The 19,244-nt window shown below is 71.6% G+C and carries 19 protein-coding genes and 1 tRNA gene; 7 read left to right on the forward strand and 13 right to left on the reverse strand.

Translation table 11 applies throughout. The annotated features are described in order from the left end of the window. Nucleotides 1-87: 87 nt before the first annotated feature. The 11 genes from ABD224_RS15785 to galU all read right to left on the reverse strand — a co-directional run bounded on the left by ABD224_RS15785 (nucleotide 88) and on the right by galU (nucleotide 8,009). Nucleotides 88-672: a TetR/AcrR family transcriptional regulator gene (locus ABD224_RS15785; RefSeq protein WP_344050217.1), complete on the reverse strand. Its 585-nt coding sequence runs from the start codon at nucleotides 670-672 to the stop codon at nucleotides 88-90. Between the two features lie 246 nt (nucleotides 673-918). Then, entirely contained in the window at nucleotides 919-1,293 is a 375-nt protein-coding gene (gene crcB / locus ABD224_RS15790; RefSeq protein WP_344050218.1) for a fluoride efflux transporter CrcB, read from the reverse strand. Beyond that, nucleotides 1,290-1,640, reverse strand: coding sequence for a DUF190 domain-containing protein (locus ABD224_RS15795; protein ID WP_344050258.1), 351 nt, complete (start codon nucleotides 1,638-1,640; stop codon nucleotides 1,290-1,292). Before ABD224_RS15795 ends, crcB (ABD224_RS15790) begins: the two co-directional genes overlap by 4 nt. Next, nucleotides 1,640-2,056, reverse strand: a complete 417-nt coding sequence (crcB, locus tag ABD224_RS15800; protein WP_344050259.1) for a fluoride efflux transporter CrcB — start codon at nucleotides 2,054-2,056, stop codon at nucleotides 1,640-1,642. Before crcB (ABD224_RS15800) ends, ABD224_RS15795 begins: the two co-directional genes overlap by 1 nt. A gap of 422 nt (nucleotides 2,057-2,478) precedes the next feature. Further along, nucleotides 2,479-2,552: transfer RNA gene (locus tag ABD224_RS15805), tRNA-Ala, on the reverse strand. Nucleotides 2,553-2,673: 121 nt separating this feature from the next. Further along, entirely contained in the window at nucleotides 2,674-3,894 is a 1,221-nt protein-coding gene (gene sepX, locus ABD224_RS15810; protein ID WP_344050219.1) for a divisome protein SepX/GlpR, read from the reverse strand. 136 nt (nucleotides 3,895-4,030) lie between these two features. After that, complete coding sequence (locus ABD224_RS15815; RefSeq protein ID WP_344050220.1) at nucleotides 4,031-4,657, reverse strand: GNAT family N-acetyltransferase; 627 nt, start codon at nucleotides 4,655-4,657, stop codon at nucleotides 4,031-4,033. A gap of 20 nt (nucleotides 4,658-4,677) precedes the next feature. After that, a complete protein-coding gene (locus tag ABD224_RS15820; protein WP_344050221.1) occupies nucleotides 4,678-5,184 on the reverse strand; it encodes a MogA/MoaB family molybdenum cofactor biosynthesis protein in 507 nt (168 codons plus the stop codon). Then, nucleotides 5,181-5,693: a cyclic pyranopterin monophosphate synthase MoaC gene (gene moaC, locus ABD224_RS15825; RefSeq protein WP_344050222.1), complete on the reverse strand. Its 513-nt coding sequence runs from the start codon at nucleotides 5,691-5,693 to the stop codon at nucleotides 5,181-5,183. Before moaC ends, ABD224_RS15820 begins: the two co-directional genes overlap by 4 nt. Before the next feature lie 85 nt (nucleotides 5,694-5,778). Continuing rightward, on the reverse strand, nucleotides 5,779-7,101 hold the full coding sequence (glp, locus tag ABD224_RS15830) for a molybdotransferase-like divisome protein Glp (RefSeq protein WP_344050223.1): 1,323 nt from the start codon (nucleotides 7,099-7,101) through the stop codon (nucleotides 5,779-5,781). Next, nucleotides 7,098-8,009 (reverse strand): UTP--glucose-1-phosphate uridylyltransferase GalU, encoded by a 912-nt coding sequence (galU, locus tag ABD224_RS15835; RefSeq protein WP_344050224.1) that lies wholly within the window; start codon nucleotides 8,007-8,009, stop codon nucleotides 7,098-7,100. Before galU ends, glp begins: the two co-directional genes overlap by 4 nt. A 196-nt stretch (nucleotides 8,010-8,205) precedes the next feature. Here galU and ABD224_RS15840 point away from each other — a divergent pair, with 196 nt between their 5' ends. Beyond that, the gene (locus ABD224_RS15840; protein ID WP_344050225.1) at nucleotides 8,206-8,820 is read left to right on the forward strand and encodes a 5-formyltetrahydrofolate cyclo-ligase; all 615 of its coding nucleotides are present in this window, start codon (nucleotides 8,206-8,208) and stop codon (nucleotides 8,818-8,820) included. Nucleotides 8,821-9,053: 233 nt separating this feature from the next. On the opposite strand, the gene ABD224_RS15845 is transcribed toward ABD224_RS15840, so the two are convergent. Continuing rightward, nucleotides 9,054-11,867 (reverse strand): penicillin acylase family protein, encoded by a 2,814-nt coding sequence (locus tag ABD224_RS15845; RefSeq protein ID WP_344050226.1) that lies wholly within the window; start codon nucleotides 11,865-11,867, stop codon nucleotides 9,054-9,056. A gap of 202 nt (nucleotides 11,868-12,069) precedes the next feature. Here ABD224_RS15845 and ABD224_RS15850 point away from each other — a divergent pair, with 202 nt between their 5' ends. From ABD224_RS15850 to ABD224_RS15870, 5 genes are all read left to right on the forward strand, one after another. Next, nucleotides 12,070-13,578: a potassium/proton antiporter gene (locus tag ABD224_RS15850; protein ID WP_344050260.1), complete on the forward strand. Its 1,509-nt coding sequence runs from the start codon at nucleotides 12,070-12,072 to the stop codon at nucleotides 13,576-13,578. Between the two features lie 223 nt (nucleotides 13,579-13,801). After that, complete coding sequence (locus tag ABD224_RS15855; protein ID WP_344050227.1) at nucleotides 13,802-15,097, forward strand: MFS transporter; 1,296 nt, start codon at nucleotides 13,802-13,804, stop codon at nucleotides 15,095-15,097. A 69-nt stretch (nucleotides 15,098-15,166) separates the two neighbouring features. Beyond that, nucleotides 15,167-15,433 carry an FmdB family zinc ribbon protein gene (locus ABD224_RS15860; protein ID WP_344050228.1) on the forward strand — a complete coding sequence of 89 codons (267 nt, stop codon included), beginning with the start codon at nucleotides 15,167-15,169 and terminating at the stop codon, nucleotides 15,431-15,433. A 99-nt stretch (nucleotides 15,434-15,532) separates the two neighbouring features. Continuing rightward, complete coding sequence (locus ABD224_RS15865) at nucleotides 15,533-16,366, forward strand: S-methyl-5'-thioadenosine phosphorylase (protein ID WP_344050229.1); 834 nt, start codon at nucleotides 15,533-15,535, stop codon at nucleotides 16,364-16,366. Between the two features lie 294 nt (nucleotides 16,367-16,660). Further along, a complete protein-coding gene (locus ABD224_RS15870; protein ID WP_344050230.1) occupies nucleotides 16,661-17,317 on the forward strand; it encodes an RcpC/CpaB family pilus assembly protein in 657 nt (218 codons plus the stop codon). 284 nt (nucleotides 17,318-17,601) lie between these two features. Here the strand turns inward: ABD224_RS15870 and ABD224_RS15875 are convergent, their stop codons facing one another. Further along, entirely contained in the window at nucleotides 17,602-17,796 is a 195-nt protein-coding gene (locus tag ABD224_RS15875) for a hypothetical protein (RefSeq protein WP_344050231.1), read from the reverse strand. 188 nt (nucleotides 17,797-17,984) lie between these two features. On the opposite strand from ABD224_RS15875, the gene ABD224_RS15880 reads away from it, so the two are divergent. Next, on the forward strand, nucleotides 17,985-19,016 hold the full coding sequence (locus ABD224_RS15880; protein ID WP_344050232.1) for a P1 family peptidase: 1,032 nt from the start codon (nucleotides 17,985-17,987) through the stop codon (nucleotides 19,014-19,016). Nucleotides 19,017-19,244: the final 228 nt, after the last annotated feature.

The following is a 19,244-nucleotide window of genomic DNA, read 5'->3' on the forward strand; positions in this document are numbered from 1 at the left end:
CGCAGTGGCCACACCCCCTTATTTTTGACCGATCGATCTATTATTCAGGCATGCCAAAGGCGGCTCGGTGGCCGCGGTGGACGTGCCTCAGTCCAGCAGAGCCAGCGCCTGCTCGGCCGCGTCCCGCACCCGGGCGGGATCGCTCGACGCCTTGCCGACGACCCGCATGCCCTGCAGCAGGACGAGAAGCATGCGGGCCAGCGCGCGTGGATCCCGGCCCTCGGGCAGCTCGCCCTGGGCCTGGGCCCGTACGAGCGCGGAGTGCAGCGCGGTCTCGAGGCGCTCCCAGCTGTTCTCGACCCGGCGGGCCGCCGCGACGTCGTGCGGGGCCAGCTCGGCCGCCGTGTTGGTGATGAAGCACCCGTTCAGCCGGCTCTCCGGCGCGGCGGCCTCCGCGGCGAAGGCGCGCACCACCGCCCGCACCGCGGGCAGTGCGGGACCCGGCCGGGACAGCTCGGCGACGAGACGTGGGTCGCGTGTCTCGGCGTACCGGTCCAGGGCCTTCAGGTACAGCTCGTGCTTGCTGCCGAAGGTCGCGTAGATGCTGGCGCGGCCGACACCGAGATGCTCGACGAGATCCGCCATGGACGTCGCCTCGTAGCCACGCTGCCAGAACAGCTCGAGAGCCGACTGCAGTGCGGCGTCCGGATCGAATTCTTTGGTCCTGGCCACGCCCAGGACTCTAGACGTTTCTGAAACGATCGGTCAATTAATTGTGCGGCACAACCGGATCCATGGGGCTCTTGTCCTCCCGCGCACCCCGGGTCTTCGCACATCGCCGCGCGGGAGGGAGACGGGTTCCACGAAGGTTCCGCGAGACGCTCCCAGGGGGACCATCACCTTCCATGCCTGCGCACGGCGCACAGTGCACAGCGCACGAAGCAGCACTCCCGCCGTCCCAAACCACGACAACGGCCGCTAGGAGAAAGCCGCCTGTGCGAGGGTCATGCCGAGGAACACGGCTCCCAGCCCGGCGACGACCGAGGCCACCACGTTGACCGCGGCGAGGAAGCGCGCCCCGGACTCCGCCAGGCTGAGCGTCTCGTAGGAGAACGTCGAGTACGTGGTGAGGGCTCCGCACAGGCCCGTGCCCAGGAGAAGCTGGATGCTCTCCGGAACGGGTCCGGCGAGTACGGCTCCGGTCAGCGCGCCCAGGATCACCGATCCGGTGACATTGGCCGCGAACGTTCCCCAGGGGAAAACGGAGTCGTGACGTGCCTGCACGGCCCGGTCGATCAGGTACCGCAGGGTGGCGCCGACGGCTCCTCCGACAGCGACGAGCAGGAACCTCATGAGGCCGTGGTGTCCCGGCCCTTGTAGTGCACCACCTCGACCTCCTCCAGGGTGATGAGGCCACTGATGGGCAGTTCCTCGAGCTGGGACATGAACGCTCGGACGCGGTCCTCCTCGTCGACGATGACGACGGCCGTCGGCAGGTCGTCGGCCATGGACAGCAGGCGCGTGGTGTGCACGACCGAGGTCTCCCCGAAACCCTCCGAACCACGGAAGACCGTGGCCCCGGCCAGGCCGAAGGCGTGGGCACGGTGCACGATTTCCGTGAACAGGGGCTTGTGGTGCCAGGTGTCCGTGTCGTCGACGATGATCGTCAGACGCAGTGCGCGTCCGTGAAGCCTCATGATCAGGATCCTCTCGCCGACGGGACGAGCCGGGCGGCGATCATGCCGATCCTCGCGGCGGCCAGCGCGACGACCACGGTTGCCGCCAGATAGACCAGGGCGATGCCGGCCCTGTCCGCCCGCACCAGACGTTCGATGTCGACACAGTACGTGGAGAAGGTCGTGAAGCCGCCCAGGACTCCCGTTCCGAAGAACGGGCGGAGCAAGGGATGCGCGGTGAAGACCTCCGTGACCATCACCAGGAACACGCCGATGACGAGGCACCCCACCGCGTTGACGCCCAGCGTCGTCCACGGGAACTCGGCCTTGCCCGTCGGCCAGAGCAGTGCCGCCTCGTAGCGGGCACAAGCCCCCAGGGCTCCGCCCACGGCGACGGCCGCCCATACCCGCGGGTGCCTGCGACGGGCCTCCCGGCGCACGCGTGCCTGTTCCGCAACGGAGCTTTCCGCTGCCGCGAATGCCGACGAATGCGGGACAGGATCGTCGCTCACGTTGTCACCTCGCCTCACCAGCTTCGAGGCCGTCCGGCTCAGGACGATCCCCTGGTGGGGTCGGCCCGGGGTGTGGGGAGTTCCCCGCCTCATGCCGCTCCCCCAGGAACCCACCCTAAGCCTTGGGGCAGGCCGCACCGGACGGCCGCCGAGGGGGAGACGCGCAAGGGCGCGGCACGCATGCGGGCCGCACCGGCGAGGAACGAGGAAGAGGAAGAGGAAGAAGAGGACGGCGGCCCCGCTTGCGGAGCGTGCTCGCACCGTACGCGGGTCCTGGTCGACGACGGTGCCGACCGTCGCCGTACGACAAAGCCCCGGTCGGTGATCACCGACCGGGGCTCTCTGCTGCGTGGACCTGAGGGGATTTGAACCCCTGGCCCCCTCGATGCGAACGAGGTGCGCTACCGGACTGCGCCACAGGCCCTTGCAACGAGGAAAACTTTAGCATCCCCCTCCGGGAGGTTGGAAATCCGTTCCCGGGCAGGTCAGGGGTGGGGCTCCTGAAAGGGTGTCCGCTCCGGGGCCGCTCCAGGGCCGCCCCGGGGTCACTCGTTGGCCGCGCGCGGGCGGTCGCCGTCCTCGTACTGGTCGAAGAGCGGGGTGCGTCCGCGTTCGCGGGCGCGGCGGGCCGAGGCGGCGCGGCGGGCGTCGGTGCGGCCGTCCCCGCGGCTCTCCGCGCGGTCGCCGGCGGGGGGCGGGGAGGGTTCGTCCAGGAGCGGGGAGGGCTCGTCCAGGACGGGAGCCGTGTCCTCCTCCGGCACCACCGGGGACGAGCGCGCCGAGCTCCAGGTGTCCGGGGCGCCGAGGTCGACGTCGGAGGTGGCGCGCGGGGCGACCGGGGCGGTGACGTACGTGGGCAGCGGTACGGGGACCGGGTCCCAGCTGTCGCCCTGGCCGGGGCGCTGCTGGCGCTCGCGCTGCTGGTCGAGCCACTCGGCGTGGTCGGTCTGCTCGACCAGGGCACGCCGGTCGGCGGCGAGGGCGGACAGGCCGGGGTCCGCCTCCGGCTCGGGGCCCGCCTCCGGTTCGTCCGCAGCAGGGTCCAGGGGCTCGCGCCGGCGCGGCTGGCGCCGGGTCTCGCGCAGCCGCTGCGCGGCGGCCTCGGCGCGGCGGCGGTCCATCTGGTAGGCGAAGCGGCGCCGCTCCTGGACGCGCAGATACGCGATGTACGCGCTGAGCAGCACGGCGGGGATGGCGGGCGCCCACAGGAAGGCGAGTCCGCCGACCGCGGCGAGGATCGAGCCGCCGGTGAAGGCGAGGAAGAGAAGGATCGTGGTGCGGCGGCGGCGTGCCAGTACCTTCGAGCGCCGGGCGCGTGCCGCGGCGGCCTCCGCGGCGGGTGCGCGCCGGGCCGCGGGAATGCGGGCGTGCGTGTCGGCGGAGGACGCCGACGGTGCGGCGGCCCGGTCCCGGGGGGCGCGTTCGCCCTTCGCCGTCTCCCGCTTGTCCCGCATGTCCTGGGCCGGCGGCCGCGGCCGCTGCCGTGCATCGGTCGGAGGCACGGCGAAGGCCCGGACGTCCACCGAGTCGGTGATGGCGTCCGGTTCCCCGGTGTCACACCCCCCCTCCTCGGCGGAGCGCGCCCTGAGGTCCCTGGCGTACCGGCGCTCCATTCCCGCTCGTCCGGACAGGAGCCGGATGGCGGTGCTGAAGCGTTCCGTCGGACGGGCCTCGTTGAGCTCGTCCTGCCTACGGAGCCACATCGGCACCAAGTAGGCGGCCCAGGCCCCGACGATGACTGCGTAGATGAGGCCGCTGCTGCTCACATCTCACACCGTAGAGGGGTTTGCATGAGGCCATCTGCCAATTGGGCCGGTGTGTCGCACGATCTGGCTGATATTTCGAACTTTTTTTGCGATCGATGCGATCAGGAACGAGCGCCGCTCAAATTCGAACGTTTATTCAATTTCTGGGCGGGGCGGGATTCCCGTCCGACGCCTGCCGCGCACGGCTCCGCCGCCAGCGGCTCAGCAGCCCCTCGGGCACCTCTTCCGCGGTGAGCGCGAACACCATGTGATCGCGCCAGGCGCCGTCGATGTGGAGATAACGCAGGCGCAGCCCCTCCTCGCGGAATCCCAGTTTCTCCACCACTCGCCGGCTCGGCCCGTTCTCGGGGCGAATGCAGACCTCGATGCGGTGCAGTCCCACGGTGCGGAAACAGTGGTCCACGACGAGTGCCACCGCGGTCGGCATCACCCCGCGGCCGGCCACCGCCTCGTCCACCCAGTAGCCGATGTGGCCCGAGCGCATCGAGCCCCAGGTGATCCCGGCGACCGTCACCTGCCCGACCAGTTTCCCCTGGTACTCGATGACGAACGGCAGCATCCGGCCCGCGCGTGCCTCGGAGCGGAGGTGCCGCACCATCTGGCGGTAGGTCGGCCGGTGCGTGACGGGCCCGCCGGGCACGGGCGGCGGAATGGTCGCCTCCCAGGGCCGCAGCCAGTCCCGGTTGCGCTGGTTGACCTCACGCCAGGCCCGCTGGTCGCGCAGCCTTATCGGCCGCAGGACGACATCGCCCTCCGCCAGCACGACAGGCCAGAATGAGCCGCTCAGCTCGCACCCCCACTCCCGGCGGCGGGTCCGGCGTGGTCGCCGCCGCGCAGCTGGTCGACGGCGTGCGTCAACAGGGGCTCCAGCACGGCCAGTCCGTCTTTCACCCCGCCGGTGGAACCCGGCAGGTTGACGATCAGCGTCCGGCCGGCCACCCCGGCCAGCCCCCGGGAGAGCGCCGCGGTCGGCACTTTCTGTCTGCCGTACGCCCGGATGGCCTCCGCGATGCCCGGCACCTCGTGGTCGATCACCCGGCGGGTGGCCTCGGGGGTGCGGTCGGTGGGCGAGATGCCGGTGCCGCCGGTGGTCACGACGACGTCGTACCCGGCCTCGACGCCCGCGCGCAGAGCGGCCTCCACCGGGTCTCCGTCGGGGACGACCCGCGGGCCGTCGACGGCGAAGCCGAGGCGCTTCAGGCCCTCGGCGATCAGGGGGCCGCCCCGGTCCTCGTAGATCCCGGCGGCGGCCCGGTTGGAGGCCGTGACAACCAGTGCGCGGTAGGTCATGTCCGGCTCCAGTCGCCCGACGCGCCGCCCGTCTTCTCCTCCACTCGCACGTCCGTGATGACCGCCCCCTTGTCGACCGCCTTGACCATGTCGATCACGGTGAGCGCGGCGACGGACACCGCGGTGAGCGCCTCCATCTCGACGCCCGTGCGGTCCGTCGTCTTCACGGTGGCCTGGATCTCCACGGCCTCGTCCGTGACCGACAGGTCCAGTCTCACACCCGACAGCGACAGCGGATGGCACAGCGGGATCAGGTCGGGGGTGCGCTTGGCGCCCATGATTCCGGCGATCCGCGCGGTGGCGAGCGCGTCGCCCTTGGGGACGCCCTCGCCGCGCAGCAGCTCGACCACGCGCGGCGAGACGAGGACACGGCCGCTGGCGCGGGCGGTGCGCGCGGTCACCTCCTTGCCGGAGACGTCGACCATACGGGCGGCGCCGGCCTCGTCGATGTGCGTCAGCCGGTCCTGCGCAGGGGATCCGGGGGTCTCCCCCCGGGAAGGCTCAGTCATGATCGTGTGGGCTCCCGGTCCGGGCCCGGCTCGGTGCGGCGCACGGGCCTGCTGTGCGCGACACGGTACCGCCCTCCTCCGGGACTCAGCCGAGCAGGATCACCTCGACCTCGGCACCGGGCTCGACGGACTCGACGTCCTCGGGGACGACGATGAGGGCGTCGGCCTGCGCGAGGGCCGCGACCAGATGGGAGCCGGCGCCCCCGACGGGCCTGACCTCGCCGTCGGTGTACGTCCCGCGCAGGAACTGCCTGCGCCCCTTGGGCGAGGCGAGCGCCTTGTCCGCGGCCAGGGTCGCGCGGACTGTCGGCCGGTGGACGTCCGGAAGACCCATCAGGGTACGGATGACGGGCCGGACGAACAGCTCGAAGGAGACGTACGCCGACACCGGGTTGCCGGGCAGGGCCAGCAGCGGGACGTGCTCGGGGCCGACGGTCCCGAAGCCCTGGGGCTTTCCGGGCTGCATGGCCAGCTTGCGGAACTCCACTCCGCCGCCCGGCTCGTCCGCGTCGCCGACGTGCGACAGCGCCTCCTTGACGACGTCGTACGCCCCGACGCTCACCCCGCCCGTGGTGACCAGCAGATCGGCGCGGACCAGCTGGTCCTCGATGGTGGAGCGCAGGGTGTCGGCGTCGTCGGTGACGGCGCCCACCCGGTAGGCGATGGCACCGGCGTCCCGGGCCGCCGCGGTCAGGGCGAAGCTGTTGGAGTCGTAGATCCGGCCGGGGCCGAGCCGCTCGCCGGGCTGGACGAGTTCGCTGCCGGTGGACAGCACCACCACGCGCGGGCGGGGGCGCACCCGGACCGTGCCGCGGCCGATCGCGGCCAGCAGGGCGATCTGCGCCGGCCCGAGGACCGTACCGGCCTTGAGCACGCGGTCGCCGGCCTTCACGTCGCTGCCCTGGGCGCGCACATGCGCGCGTGCCTCGACCGGCCGGTACACGCGTACGTGCCCGCCGGCGCCCTCGGGGTGGAGGCTGCGGGCGCGCATGGCGCCGACCGGGCCCCCGCCGAGTCCCCCGTCGGTCCACTCCACGGGGACGACCGCCTCGGCGCCGGGAGGCAGCGGGGCACCGGTCATGATCCGGGCGGCCTGTCCCGGCCCCACGTGGAGCGGTTCCGCCGAGCCCGCCGCGACGTCCCCGACGACGTCCAGGACGGCCGGGAACTCCTCGCTCGCGCCCGAGACGTCCGCGGTCCGTACCGCGTACCCGTCCATGGAGCTGTTGTCGAACGGCGGCAGGGAGACCGGCACCGTGACGTCGTCGACCAGGAGGCAGCCCTGGGCGTCGAGCAGGTGCAGTTCGATGGGTTCCAGCGGGCGGACGGTGGTGAGGACGTCCTCCAGGTGCTCGTCCACCGACCACAGGTGGTCCGGGCCGACGGTGCGGGGCTCGGCGCTGCTCAATGTCGTTGCATCTCCTCGGCTACGTACCGCTGAAGCCAGGCCCTGAAGTCCGGGCCCAGGTCCTCACGTTCGCATGCGAGTCTGACGATGGCGCGCAAATAGTCGCCGCGGTCGCCGGTGTCGTAGCGGCGTCCCTTGAAGACGACACCGTGCACCGGGCCGCCGATCGTCTCGTCCTGCGCGAGCTGCTGCAGCGCGTCGGTGAGCTGGATCTCACCGCCGCGGCCGGGCTCGGTCCTGCGCAGGACCTCGAAGACGTTCGGGTCGAGGAGGTAACGGCCGATGATCGCGTAGTTGGAGGGGGCCTCCGCCGCGTCCGGCTTCTCGACCAGGCCGGTCACCTGGACGACGTCGCTCTCCCCGGTGGGCTCCACGGCCGCGCAGCCGTAGAGGTGGATCTGCCCGGGGTCGACCTCCATCAGGGCCACCACGCTGCCGCCGTGGAGCTCCTGGACCTCGATCATCCGCTGCAGCAGCGGGTCGCGCGGGTCGATCAGGTCGTCGCCGAGCAGGACGGCGAAGGGTTCCCGGCCGACGTGCGGGGCCGCGCAGAGCACCGCGTGTCCCAGCCCCCTGGGGTCGCCCTGGCGGACGTAGTGGATCGTGGCGAGATCGGTGGACTCCTGCACCTTGGCGAGCCGGTCGCCGTCGCCCTTCTTCTCCAGGGCGGACTCCAGCTCGTAGTTGCGGTCGAAGTGGTCCTCCAGGGGCCGCTTGTTGCGGCCGGTCACCATCAGGACGTCGTCGAGGCCCGCGGCGACGGCCTCCTCGACCACGTACTGGATCGCCGGCTTGTCCACCACCGGCAGCATCTCCTTGGGAGTGGCCTTGGTCGCCGGCAGGAACCGGGTGCCAAGGCCTGCCGCGGGAATGACAGCCTTGCTGATCCTGGGACGCTTCTGAGTCATGCCCGCAACCTTATCCACTGCCTTTGTGGGAAATCCTCGACTCCGGTTGTCCGGCTCATATGTGAGCACGAATGCCGACACGGGAAGCCGCTGCGGGAAACTGCAGGAAGCCGCAGGAAACCGGCACGGGAACCAGCCCGGAAACCAGCACAGAACCAGTACGGGAACCGGCACAGGAAAGGGCACGGAAGGACCAGTGGGCCACACCGGACGCGGGGCCGAGGCCGCCAAGCGCACATTGCGACGAGAACTCCTCGCGGCGAGGAACACATTGACCGCGGATGACGTGCGGGAGGCGGCCCACGCGCTCGCGCGGCGCGCCCTGGAGCTTCCCGAGCTGGCACGTGCCCGCACGGTGGCCGCGTACGTCTCCGTGGGCACCGAACCGGGCACCCTTCCGCTGCTCGACGCCCTGCGCGCGCGGGGCGTGCGCGTCCTGCTGCCCGTCCTGCTGCCCGACAACGACCTGGACTGGGGCGCCTACGCCGGGGAGGGATCCCTCACCCGCGTGCGGCACAGCGGGAAGATGGCGCTGCTCGAGCCGGCCGGCGAGCGCCTCGGCCCGCACGCCGTGACAAAGGCCGACGCCGTCCTGCTGCCCGGTCTCGCCGTCGACGCGCGCGGGATGCGCCTCGGACGCGGCGGAGGCTCCTACGACCGTGTCCTCGCCCGTCTGGAAGCGGCGGACACGCACCCCGCACGCGTGGTCCTGCTGTACGACACGGAGGTCGTCGGGCACGTCCCCGAGGAGGCCCACGACCGGCCCGTGCAGGCGGTGGTGACCCCTTCGGGGGTGCGCCGCTTCTCCTGAGGTCCCCCTGAAGGTCCCCTGAGGTCTCCTGCCTCCTGAGGCCACGCCCCGGTCTCCACGGCCCGCGGCGGCGACCCGTACGGCGCGCACACCACGTACGACGTGCAGGGCGTGCAGGGCGTGCAGGGCGCGCACGACGCGTACGACGCGTACGGCGAGAACCCTCCGCTTGTGCGCCGAAGGCCCCCCACGCGCGCGTGGAGGGCCTTCGTCATCCGCGGGCGGTCAGCGGCTCACGGCTTGAGCACCAGCGTGTCGCTCGTGTCCTTGTCGACCGCCTTGGCCGAGAAGGCCCACGGCAGCAGTTCGCCCTTGGCCCACTTGTCCGTCTGGTCGGTGTAATGGGCGTTGTAGGCGTGTCCGGAGGCACCGGTGAGGTTGATCCACCGGGACTTGTCGAAGTCCGCGAGGTTGACCACCATCCGCATCGACGGCACCCACACCGCTCCGTAGCCCCCGGCCGCGTTCCAGCCGGTGGCGTTGACCGCGGCCTCGCCGCCGCTGAGCTTCCACGGGCCGCGGTTGAGGACGTACTGCAGGAAACCGGGTCCCTCGGTGCCCAGGGTCTGGTTCTTCAGGAACAGACGGTGCAGCCGGCCCCAGCTCCAGGTGTCGATGTCCTTGCCGAGCTTGGCGGTCAGCTCCCAGCGGGCGTCGATCATGGCGCGCTTGAACAGCTCGTCGCGGTTGTCGGCCGCGGGCCGGGTGCCCGACGCCGGGGTCTTCCACCAGTCGCTGTCCGGTTTGTCCATCAGGTTGCGCAGCACCTCGAACCAGCGGTCGCCGCCGTCCGGCTGCGCCTGGTCGGGGGCGCGCTGGCCGCACTCGCGGACCTTCCGGTTCTCGTCGGCCGGGCCGGTGTGGTCGGCCGGCTCCACCCACAGGCACTGGCCCCTGACCCGCAGTTCCTTGGGCAGCTTGTTGCCGAAGGAGAGCTTGAGGATGTTGCGCCAGACCGCGTTGAAGTAGGCGGCCGCGGCCGAGTCGGCGTCCTGGGTGCGGTCCCAGCCCTCCAGCAGCTTCTGCGCCTGGCGGACGTCCTCGTCCTCGATGTCGATGTTCAGCAGCTTGGGCACCAGCAGGTTGGCGATCGCGCTGCTGTTGTCCAGCTGCATCTGGCGCATGTCCTCGGTGGAGATCTTGCCGCCGCCGTCGATCTTCTGCTGGATGAGGTCGGTGATGCGCCGGCTGCGGGTGCCGTAACCCCAGTCCGTGGTCAGGGTGTACGGGTAGTTCTTCGGGTCGACGACCGCCTGGTTGGCGGTGACGATGTACCCGCGCTCGGGGTTGTACTCGTACGGCAGTTCCTCCGGCTTGATGTAGCCGGTCCAGTCGTACTCGGGGTCCCAGCCGGGAGCCGGGAGGGAACCGTCACCCTTCGCGCGCAGGGGGATGCGGCCGGGCAGCGTGTAGCCGATGTTGCCCTCGGTGTCGGCGTAGACCAGGTTCTGCGAGGGCACGTCGAACAGCTTCGCGGCCTCACGGAAGTCGTCGAAGTCCTTCGCCTTGTCGATGGCGAAGACGGCGTCCATGGTGGTGCCCGGCTCCAGCGCCGTCCACTTCAGGGCGATTCCGTAGCCGTCGCCGCGGTCGGGCGCCGCGGTGTCGACCGGGGCCTTCTTGCCGACCGTCACCAGTTCGGCGGAGCGGTCGGACAGCAGGGGCCCGTTGGCGGTCTCGCGCACCACGATCCTCTTGGACGCGCCGTCGGCGACCTTGATGACCTCCTCGCGGGTCCGGAACGGCACCGTCTTGTCGCCGCGCACGTAGCCGTCGCCGCTGAGCTTCTCCAGGTACAGGTCGGTGACGTCCACACCGGAGTTGGTCATGCCCCAGGCGATGTTCTGGTTGTGGCCGATGATCACGCCGGGCAGACCCGCGAAGGTGTAGCCGCTGACGTCGTACGGGCACTTGGCGGAGACGGTGCGGCAGTGCAGGCCCATCTGGTACCAGACCGAGGGCAGCGAGGCCGACAGGTGCGGGTCGTTGGCGAGCAGCGGCTTGCCGGTGATGGTGTGCCGGCCGGAGACGACCCAGGAGTTGGAGCCGATGCCGTTGCCGTTGACGCCGACGGCCGTCGGCAGGTCGTCCAGGACCTCGTACAGGCCCGCCAGTTGGGTCTGCAGGGCGGAGGTGCCGGTCCCGTCCGACGAGGACGCGCCGGTCGCGGTGCCGGTCCCGGTGCCCGTGCCGGCCGTACCCGACGTGCCGGCCGGGCCGTCCGAAGAGCCCGTGCCCGTCGAGCCGGTCGCGTCGTCGCTCGCCTCGAAGGCCTTGGTGATCTCGTTGTACTGGCCCTGCGAGACGATCGGCTTGTTCCGGCTGTACGGGTAGTCCGGGTACAGGTCCTTGATCTGCTTCGGCCCGAGGCGGCTGGTCATCAGGGCGCGGTCGATCTCGTCCTGCATGTTGCCGCGCAGATCCCAGGCCATCGCCTTCAGCCAGGAGATCGAGTCGACGGGGGTCCACTTCCCGGGCTTGTAGTCGTTGGTGAAGCCCAGGGCCGCGTACTCGAGGGAGATGTCCTTGGCCTCCCGGCCCTCGAGGTAGGCGTTGACTCCCTTGGCGTACGCCTGCAGGTACTTCTTGGTGGAGGCCGACAGCTTCTTGTCGTACTCCTGCTTGGCGACCCGGTGCCAGCCCAGGGTGCGCAGGAACTCGTCGTTCTTGAGCTGGCTCTTGCCGAACATCTCCGACAGGCGTCCGGAGGTCATGTGCCGGCGCACGTCCATCTCGTAGAACCGGTCCTGCGCCTGGACGAAGCCCTGCGCCATGAACAGGTCCTCGGGAGAGGAGGCGTAGATCCGGGGGACGCCGTGGCTGTCCCGTTTGACGTCGACGGGGCCGGACAGGCCCTGGAGTCTGAGCGTTCCCTCGGTCTGCGGGAAGGGGGCGCGCACGGTGCTGACGGACCAGTAGGCCCCGTAGGCAATGCCTCCGATGAGCGCCAGCACCAGGACGAACACCATCAGTCGGGCTTTTCGCCCCTTCTTCCTGCCGGACTTGCCGGGCTCGTCACCCGTTGGGGCGGTGGTGTTGGGGGGCATCGCTGTCCTTGCTGTCCTAACGCGAGCGGCAGGCGGTCCTGGAGTACTGGAGCAACCATAGGCGCAGGGCCCGGTTGCACTTGACCCGGAGTCGGGTCGGAGCACATCCGGACGTTCGATTCCGCCACAGAAAGCGTCAAGAAAACGTCAAGATTTAGATAAGGTAACGAAGTACTCCGGGAACTCGCGGAAGGATCCGCTACTGACTCTCCACCAGCTCAACCAGCTCCTGCTCGTCGGCTCGCTCGTCCTGCTCGTCGCGGTCGCGGCGGTCCGGATCTCCTCGCGCAGCGGGCTCCCCAGCCTGCTCATCTACCTGGGGATCGGCATGGCCATCGGCTCGGACGGCCTCGGCCACATCAACTTCACCAACGCGGAACTGACCCAGGTCTTCGGCTACGCGGCCCTGGTCGTGATCCTGGCCGAGGGCGGTCTCGGCACGAAGTGGAAAGAGATCAAACCGGTCCTCCCGGCCGCCGCCTCCCTGGCGGTGGTCGGCGTCGCGGTGAGCGTCGGCGTCACGGCGGCCGGCGCCCACTACCTCGTGGGACTGGAGTGGCGCCAGGCCCTCATCATCGGCGCGGTGGTGTCCTCCACGGACGCGGCGGCCGTCTTCTCGGTGCTGCGGAAGGTCCCGCTGCCCGCCCGCCTGACCGGCACGCTGGAGGCCGAGTCCGGCTTCAACGACGCCCCCGTGGTCATCCTGGTCGTCGCCTTCTCCACCGCCGGTCCGCTCGAGCAGTGGTACGTGCTGGTGGGCGAGATACTCCTGGAGCTGGCCATCGGAGCGGCCATCGGCCTGGCGGTGGGCTGGCTCGGCTCCTGGGCCCTGCGGCATGTCGCGCTGCCCGCCTCGGGCCTCTACCCGATCGCTGTGATGTCGATCGCGATCACGGCGTACGCCCTCGGCGCGCTGGCGCACGGCAGCGGCTTCCTGGCCGTCTACCTGGCGGCGATGGTGCTCGGCAACACCGGCCTTCCGCACTGGGCCGCCACCCGGGGCTTCGCCGAAGGGCTCGGCTGGATCGCCCAGATCGGCATGTTCGTCCTGCTCGGCCTGCTGGTCACCCCGCACGAGCTGGGCGACGACATCTGGCCGGCCGTCATCATCGGCCTGGTGCTGACGATGGTCGCGCGCCCGCTGGAGGTGGTGGTCAGCCTGCTGCCGTTCCGGGTGCCGTGGCGGGAACAGGCACTGCTGTCCTGGGCCGGGCTGCGCGGCGCCGTGCCCATCATCCTGGCGACGATCCCCATGGTGAACGGCGTCGCCGCCGCCCACCGCATCTTCAACATCGTCTTCGTTCTCGTCGTCGTCTACACCCTCGTCCAGGGGCCCACCCTGCCCTGGGTCGCCCGCAAGCTGCGGCTGGGCACCGAGGAGCCCGCCGACATCGGCATCGAATCGGCACCCCTGGAGCGGCTGCGCGGCCATCTGCTGTCCTTCACCATCCCCGAAGGGTCGCGGATGCACGGCGTCGAGATCAGCGAGCTGCGGCTGCCCGCCGGGGCCGCGGTCACCCTGGTCGTCCGCGAGGGGAAGTCGTTCGTACCGCTGCCCACCACGCCCCTGCGGCACGGCGACGAACTCCTCGTGGTCGCCACCGACCCCGTCCGCGAGGCGGCGGAACGGCGTCTGCACGCGGTCAGCCGGGGCGGCAAACTCGCGGGATGGCTGGGCACCAACGGGGCCAATGGGGACAGCGGGAGCTGAGCGCACCGAGGGACATGAGGGACATGTGGTACAGCCCGCTGTACGATGGGGGCGCACCCTGATCGGAACCAACTCTGCCTGATGCAGAGCTGGCGCGACCGTATGGCGGCCGGGGCGCCCCGCGGCGGGCGCCAGGTATCTACCGCAGTCCGCGCACTGAGGACAGCTCTCGGCGTGCCTGCCCGCGAGGGGCGCGCTACCAGGCGGCAGAAAGGCACGGGCCGTGGAATCCACGGTCACCACCACCGAACCGGCGCAGACCCCGAAGACCTCCTCCCGCCCGGGATACGGCCAGCTGCTGCGCACCCGCGGCGCCTGGACGTTCCTGCTGCCCGGCTTCGCGGCACGTCAGCCGTTCGCGATGCTCACCCTCTCCATCGTCCTGCTGGTGCGGCACACCACCGGCTCCTACGGTGCGGCGGGCGCCACCGCGGCCGTCACCGGCGTCTCCATGGCCCTCTTCGCGCCGTACAGCGGGCGGCTCGCCGACCGCTACGGGCAGCGCGCCGTCCTGATCCCCGGCGTCCTGGCACACGCCCTGGCGGCACTGGCACTGACCACCCTCGCCCTGGCGCACGCACCCCTGTGGGCGCTGTTCGCGGCGGCCGTGCCGACCGGCGCCTCGGTGCCGCAGATCGGGCCCATGGTGCGCGCCCGCTGGGCGGTGACCCTCAAGGACGCGCCGCTGATGACCACCGCGGCGGCCTTCGAGTCGGTCACCGACGAGCTGACCTTCGTCCTCGGCCCCCTGCTGGCGACCGCCCTGTGCACGACCGTCGACCCGGCCGCCGGGCTGGTCGCGGAGGCCGGACTGACCCTGGCCGGCGGCCTGCTGTTCGCCGCGCAGAAGCGCACCCAGCCGCCCGTCACCACCGGCACGCGCACGCGGGTGAGGCACGACTCCGCCCTGCGCGTCCCCGGCGTGCGCGTGCTGGTCGTGACCTTCCTCGGCATCGGATGCGTCTTCGGCGGCATGCAGGTCTCGCTGGCCGCCTTCACCGAGTCGATCGGCCGCCCCGGCCTCAACGGCGTGCTGTACGGGACGTTCGCCGCGGGCAACATGCTCTCCGGCATCGTCTGCGGCGCCATCGCCTGGAAGGCCGCCCCGCACCGTCGTCTCGTCCTCGGCCACACCGCCCTCGCGCTGGCCGCGTCCACCCTGTGGACCACGCAGTCGGTGGTGCTCCTGACCGTGCTCGGTCTCCTGGTCGGCATGTGCATCGCCCCGGCCCTGGTCACCGGCTACACCCTGGTCGAGAGCCTGGTCCCGGCGGGCACCCGCACCGAGGCGTTCACCTGGCTGACGGGCGCGGTCGCACTCGGCCAGGCGGCCGCGGCCACCGTCGCCGGACAGCTGGAGGACCGGCTGTGGAGCGGCGCCGGATTCCTGGTCCCGATGACCGGCACGGTGCTCGCCCTCGTCACCCTGGTGGCGCTCAGGTCACGGCTCGCGCCCCGGCCGGACGGCTCCGCCTCCTCACGTGGCGTCGGTCACCGCACCCCTGTCTCAGTGGACTGATCGAAAGGAATGCGTCACTATGGACCGTCGTTAGCACTCATCGAGTGAGAGTGCCAGGAGGAAGACACAGTGCCCACCTACCAGTACCAGTGCACCGAGTGCGGCAATGGCCATGAGGCGGTGCAGAAGTTCACCGACGACGCACTCACCGAGTGCCCCAGCTGCGGTGGCCGCCTGAAGAAGGTGTTCTCCGCGGTGGGCATTGTCTTCAAGGGCTCCGGCTTCTACCGCAACGACAGCCGCGCCTCGTCGAACGGCTCGTCGTCCTCGTCCTCCTCGTCGGACTCCTCGTCGTCGTCGTCCTCGTCCTCCTCGACGAGCAGCTCCGCGGCCTGACGTCACTCCCTTCCGGGTCCTCTCCGGCTCTTCTCCGGACCCTGCCGTCACGGGACGGCGGGGTCCTCAGCGTCCGCGCGGGCGACTAGTGTGCCGGTCATGGCGAACGCAGAGATCGGTGTCATCGGCGGTTCCGGCTTCTACTCGTTCCTCGACGAGGTGACCGAGATCCAGGTGGACACCCCGTACGGCGCGCCCAGCGACTCCCTCTTCCTCGGCGAGATCGCCGGCCGGCGGGTCGCCTTCCTGCCCCGGCACGGCCGCGGCCACCATCTCCCGCCGCACCGCATCAACTACCGGGCCAACCTGTGGGCGCTGCGTTCCGTGGGCGTACGGCAGGTCCTCGGCCCCTGCGCGGTGGGCGGACTGCGCCCCGAGTACGGGCCGGGCACCCTGCTCGTGCCCGACCAGTTCGTGGACCGGACGAAGTCCCGGCAGCAGACCTACTTCGACGGGCTGCCGCTGCCCGACGGCACGGTGCCGAACGTGATCCACGTCTCCCTGGCCGACCCCTACTGCCCCGTCGGCCGGACGGCCGCGCTGAAGGCGGCGCGCGGGCGGGGCTGGGAGGCGGTGGACGGCGGCACGCTCGTCGTGGTGGAGGGACCGCGCTTCTCCACCCGGGCCGAATCGCTGTGGCACCAGGCGCAGGGCTGGTCGGTGGTGGGCATGACCGGCCACCCCGAGGCGGCGCTCGCCCGTGAGCTGGAGCTCTGCTACACCTCGCTGACGCTGGTCACCGACCTGGACGCGGGCGCCGAGAGCGGCGAGGGCGTCTCGCACGAGGAGGTGCTGCGGGTGTTCGCGGCCAATGTGGAGCGGCTGCGGGGCGTTCTGTTCGACACGGTGACCGCGCTGCCCGCCACCGAGGACCGGGACTGCCTGTGCGCGAACGCGCTGGGCGGGATGGACCCGGGGTTCGAGCTGCCGTGACCGGGGGCGGGGCGACTGGGTCGACTGGGTCGGCGGGCTGCCGAGCTGACGGGTTGGCAGGCTGACGGGTCGAGGGCTGGTGGGCTGGTGGGCTGGTAGGCCTGTGGACTGCTGGGCCGATGGGCCTGTGGGCCGATGGGCCTGTGGGCCGGTGGGCTGGTGGGCCGGAATTCCCCGTTCGGGTGAGGGAGTTGTCCACAACCCGTGAGTAGTACACGGGCTCCAGCGGCCGACGGCGCGATGCCTCATCGTGGCATCGCAAGCCGAAATCCACGTCGCTGGGGGTGGTTCCCCATGTCCCTGCCCTTCCCTTCTCCCCTGCCCTCGTCCCCTTCTCTCCCCTCCTCTGTCTCTGCCTCTCCTCCTTCCGCCTCTTCCCCTCCCTCTTCGTCCTCTCTTTGTTCCTCTCTTTGCGCGCCCGGCACGGAAGCCCCGGCCACATGCGAGGTGCCGCACTTCGCGCCGGTGCGGGTGCGCGGCGGGAAGTACGCGCTGCGCCGGTTCGTACGGCACCGCAGGCGGGCCGTGGCGGCCGGGCTCGCCGTCACCGCGGCCGCGCTGGTGGCGGCCGGCCCGCGAGCCGCTTCGGACTCTCCGCGCAACGGACCGGCCCGCGGACATCCGGCACCGGCCGACAGGACGGAGCCGTCGTCCGGGGCCCGTGCTCCGGACGGCGAGCGGACGGTGACCGCGCCCGTGCGCATCGCGGACGCGGCCACGGTCCGGCTGCTGCGTCCCGGCGACCGGGTCGATGTGATCGCCGCGGAGGATCCGGCGACCGGCGGGCGGGCCGAGGTGATCGCGCGCGGCGCCCGGGTGGCGAAGGTCCCGGAGCCCGTGGACGAGACGGCCGGCGGCGGTGCGCTGGTCGCACTGTCGGTGCCGCGCTCCACCGCGGCACGTCTGGCCGGTGCGAGCACGACGGCCAAGCTGGCGGTGACTTTGTGGTGAGCCGCGGATCGCGGAGCAGCTCGGTCCATGCCCTGCGCATTCGATGCAGTGCGCTGCGGAGGTCCGCTGCGGAAGGGAGAAGCCCCGGGTGGTGAGCGGGAAACCCCGGATGACGAGCGTGAAGAAGGCCCCGGGCGTCCGGCAGGGCCTCATGGAGATACGCGGTGAGATGCGCGGCCGGATACGCGACGAACGGGGCGCGCCGGCCCGCGACGCGGCTCACCACCGCGAGCGGTCACGGCCCGGTGGGCGGCGTCCGCCGCGGTCCGGCGGGCGCGCGGGCCTCAGAGGTGGTGGGGCGGCTTCTCGTCGAGGAAACGCCTGAGATCGGAGGCCGCGTCACCGTCCGGACGCTCGCCCCACCCGCGGTCGGTGTCATCCGTGGACTGCTGGTCCAGCGGGTCGTCGAAGATCAGCGCGGCCTTCGGTTCACGCGGTGCGGGGGCCGGCTCCGCAGCGGGGTCGGGGGCGGTGCTCATGCCTCCAGAGTACGGTCCGCGCCAGACGTGGCCGCCCCGGCTCGGCGCGGCTGGTACGACGTTCCCGCTCCGGCGAGAAGACCCCGTTCCGTTCCGGCGAGGAGATCCAGTTCCGTTCCGGTGAAGAGCGCCATGACGTCCCCTCGGCCCCGGGGCGGACCGACTCCCTCAAAAGCAGACTGGCTCCCATGAGAGTGGACGCTTTGACGGACGTCCCGGGTGTGCGGGTGGGTCATGCGACGCGCAGGGGTGACGGTTGGCTCACCGGCACGACGGTCGTGCTCGCGCCGGAGGGCGGCGCCGTCGCCGCCGTGGAGGTGCGCGGCGGCGGTCCCGGCACCAAGGAGACCGATGCTCTCGCTCCGCGCAACCTGGTGCGGACGGTGGAGGCGGTCGTGCTGACCGGCGGCAGCGCCTACGGGCTGGACGCCGCCTCGGGGGTGATGGCCTGGCTGGAGGAGCAGGGACGCGGAGTGCGGGTCGGGCCGGACCCCTCGCACGTGGTGCCGGTGGTGCCAGCCGCCTGCGTGTTCGACCTGGGCCGCGGCGGTGACTTCCAGAACCGGCCGGACGCGGCCACCGGGCGCGCCGCGGTCGAGGCCGCGGCGGCGAGCGAGGGGGGCGGACACGTGCCCGAGGGGTGCGTGGGCGCGGGGACCGGAGCGGTCGTGGGGTCGTTCAAGGGCGGGGTCGGCACGGCGAGCACGGTGCTCGGCTCGGGCATCACGGTGGCGGCACTGGTGGTGGCCAACGCGGTGGGATCGGCGGTGGATCCGGAAACGGGGGTGCTGTACGGGGAGTTGTTCCAGGGGCCGGTGAAGTACCCCGACGCACGGGTGCACGAGGCCGCGCACCGGCGCCTCGCCGAGGCCGCCGAACGGAACGCGCCGTCCCCGCTGCTGAACACCACGCTCGCGGTGGTCGCCACCGACGCGGACCTGTCCAAGGCGCAGGCGCAGAAGCTGGCCGACGCGGCGCACGACGGCATCGCGCGCGCCGTACGGCCGTCGCACCTGCTCAACGACGGCGACACGGCGTTCGCCCTGGCCACCGGGGCCCGCCCGCTCGGCTCCGGCTCCCCCCTCGCCCTGAACGAGATCCTCGCCGCGGGCGCGGACCAGGTCACCCGTGCGATCGTCCGCGCGGTACGGGCCGCCGAGACGGTGGACGGGCCGGGCGGGACATGGCCGGCGTACGAGGACCTGTACGGAGCGCGCTGAGCCGGTCCGGCCCCGCCCGCAGGACACCGCAGGCGGTGGTGCCCGCCGTGGGGAGGCACGGCCCGTTCACCGGCGCCCGTCGGGTGGTGGCTGATTTTTGCGGGACATCGGGCGGGCCTCACGGGAACTTTTCTCGCGTCCGGGGCGTTTTCCCGGCGTACGTTTTCTCGGTTCTCGGGCGCGATGTCCGACCGAGGGGCTACGGTATGCACCCACAAGGTGACATGC

Origin of the sequence: Streptomyces thermoalcalitolerans (assembly GCF_039525155.1) — a bacterium.
Lineage (GTDB): Bacteria > Actinomycetota > Actinomycetes > Streptomycetales > Streptomycetaceae > Streptomyces > Streptomyces thermovulgaris.

What these genes read in the sequence shown, in the direction of transcription:
- crcB (WP_344050218.1), bottom strand. Translation starts at nt 1,293, where the DNA reads ATGAGGTTCCTGCTCGTCGCTGTCGGAGGAGCCGTCGGCGCCACCCTG.
- moaC (WP_344050222.1), bottom strand. Translation starts at nt 5,693, where the DNA reads ATGACTGAGCCTTCCCGGGGGGAGACCCCCGGATCCCCTGCGCAGGAC.
- ABD224_RS15880 (WP_344050232.1), top strand. Translation starts at nt 17,985, where the DNA reads ATGAGAGTGGACGCTTTGACGGACGTCCCGGGTGTGCGGGTGGGTCAT.
- ABD224_RS15820 (WP_344050221.1), bottom strand. Translation starts at nt 5,184, where the DNA reads ATGACCTACCGCGCACTGGTTGTCACGGCCTCCAACCGGGCCGCCGCC.
- ABD224_RS15865 (WP_344050229.1), top strand. Translation starts at nt 15,533, where the DNA reads ATGGCGAACGCAGAGATCGGTGTCATCGGCGGTTCCGGCTTCTACTCG.
- galU (WP_344050224.1), bottom strand. Translation starts at nt 8,009, where the DNA reads ATGACTCAGAAGCGTCCCAGGATCAGCAAGGCTGTCATTCCCGCGGCA.
- ABD224_RS15875 (WP_344050231.1), bottom strand. Translation starts at nt 17,796, where the DNA reads ATGAGCACCGCCCCCGACCCCGCTGCGGAGCCGGCCCCCGCACCGCGT.
- ABD224_RS15845 (WP_344050226.1), bottom strand. Translation starts at nt 11,867, where the DNA reads ATGCCCCCCAACACCACCGCCCCAACGGGTGACGAGCCCGGCAAGTCC.
- ABD224_RS15870 (WP_344050230.1), top strand. Translation starts at nt 16,661, where the DNA reads ATGTCCCTGCCCTTCCCTTCTCCCCTGCCCTCGTCCCCTTCTCTCCCC.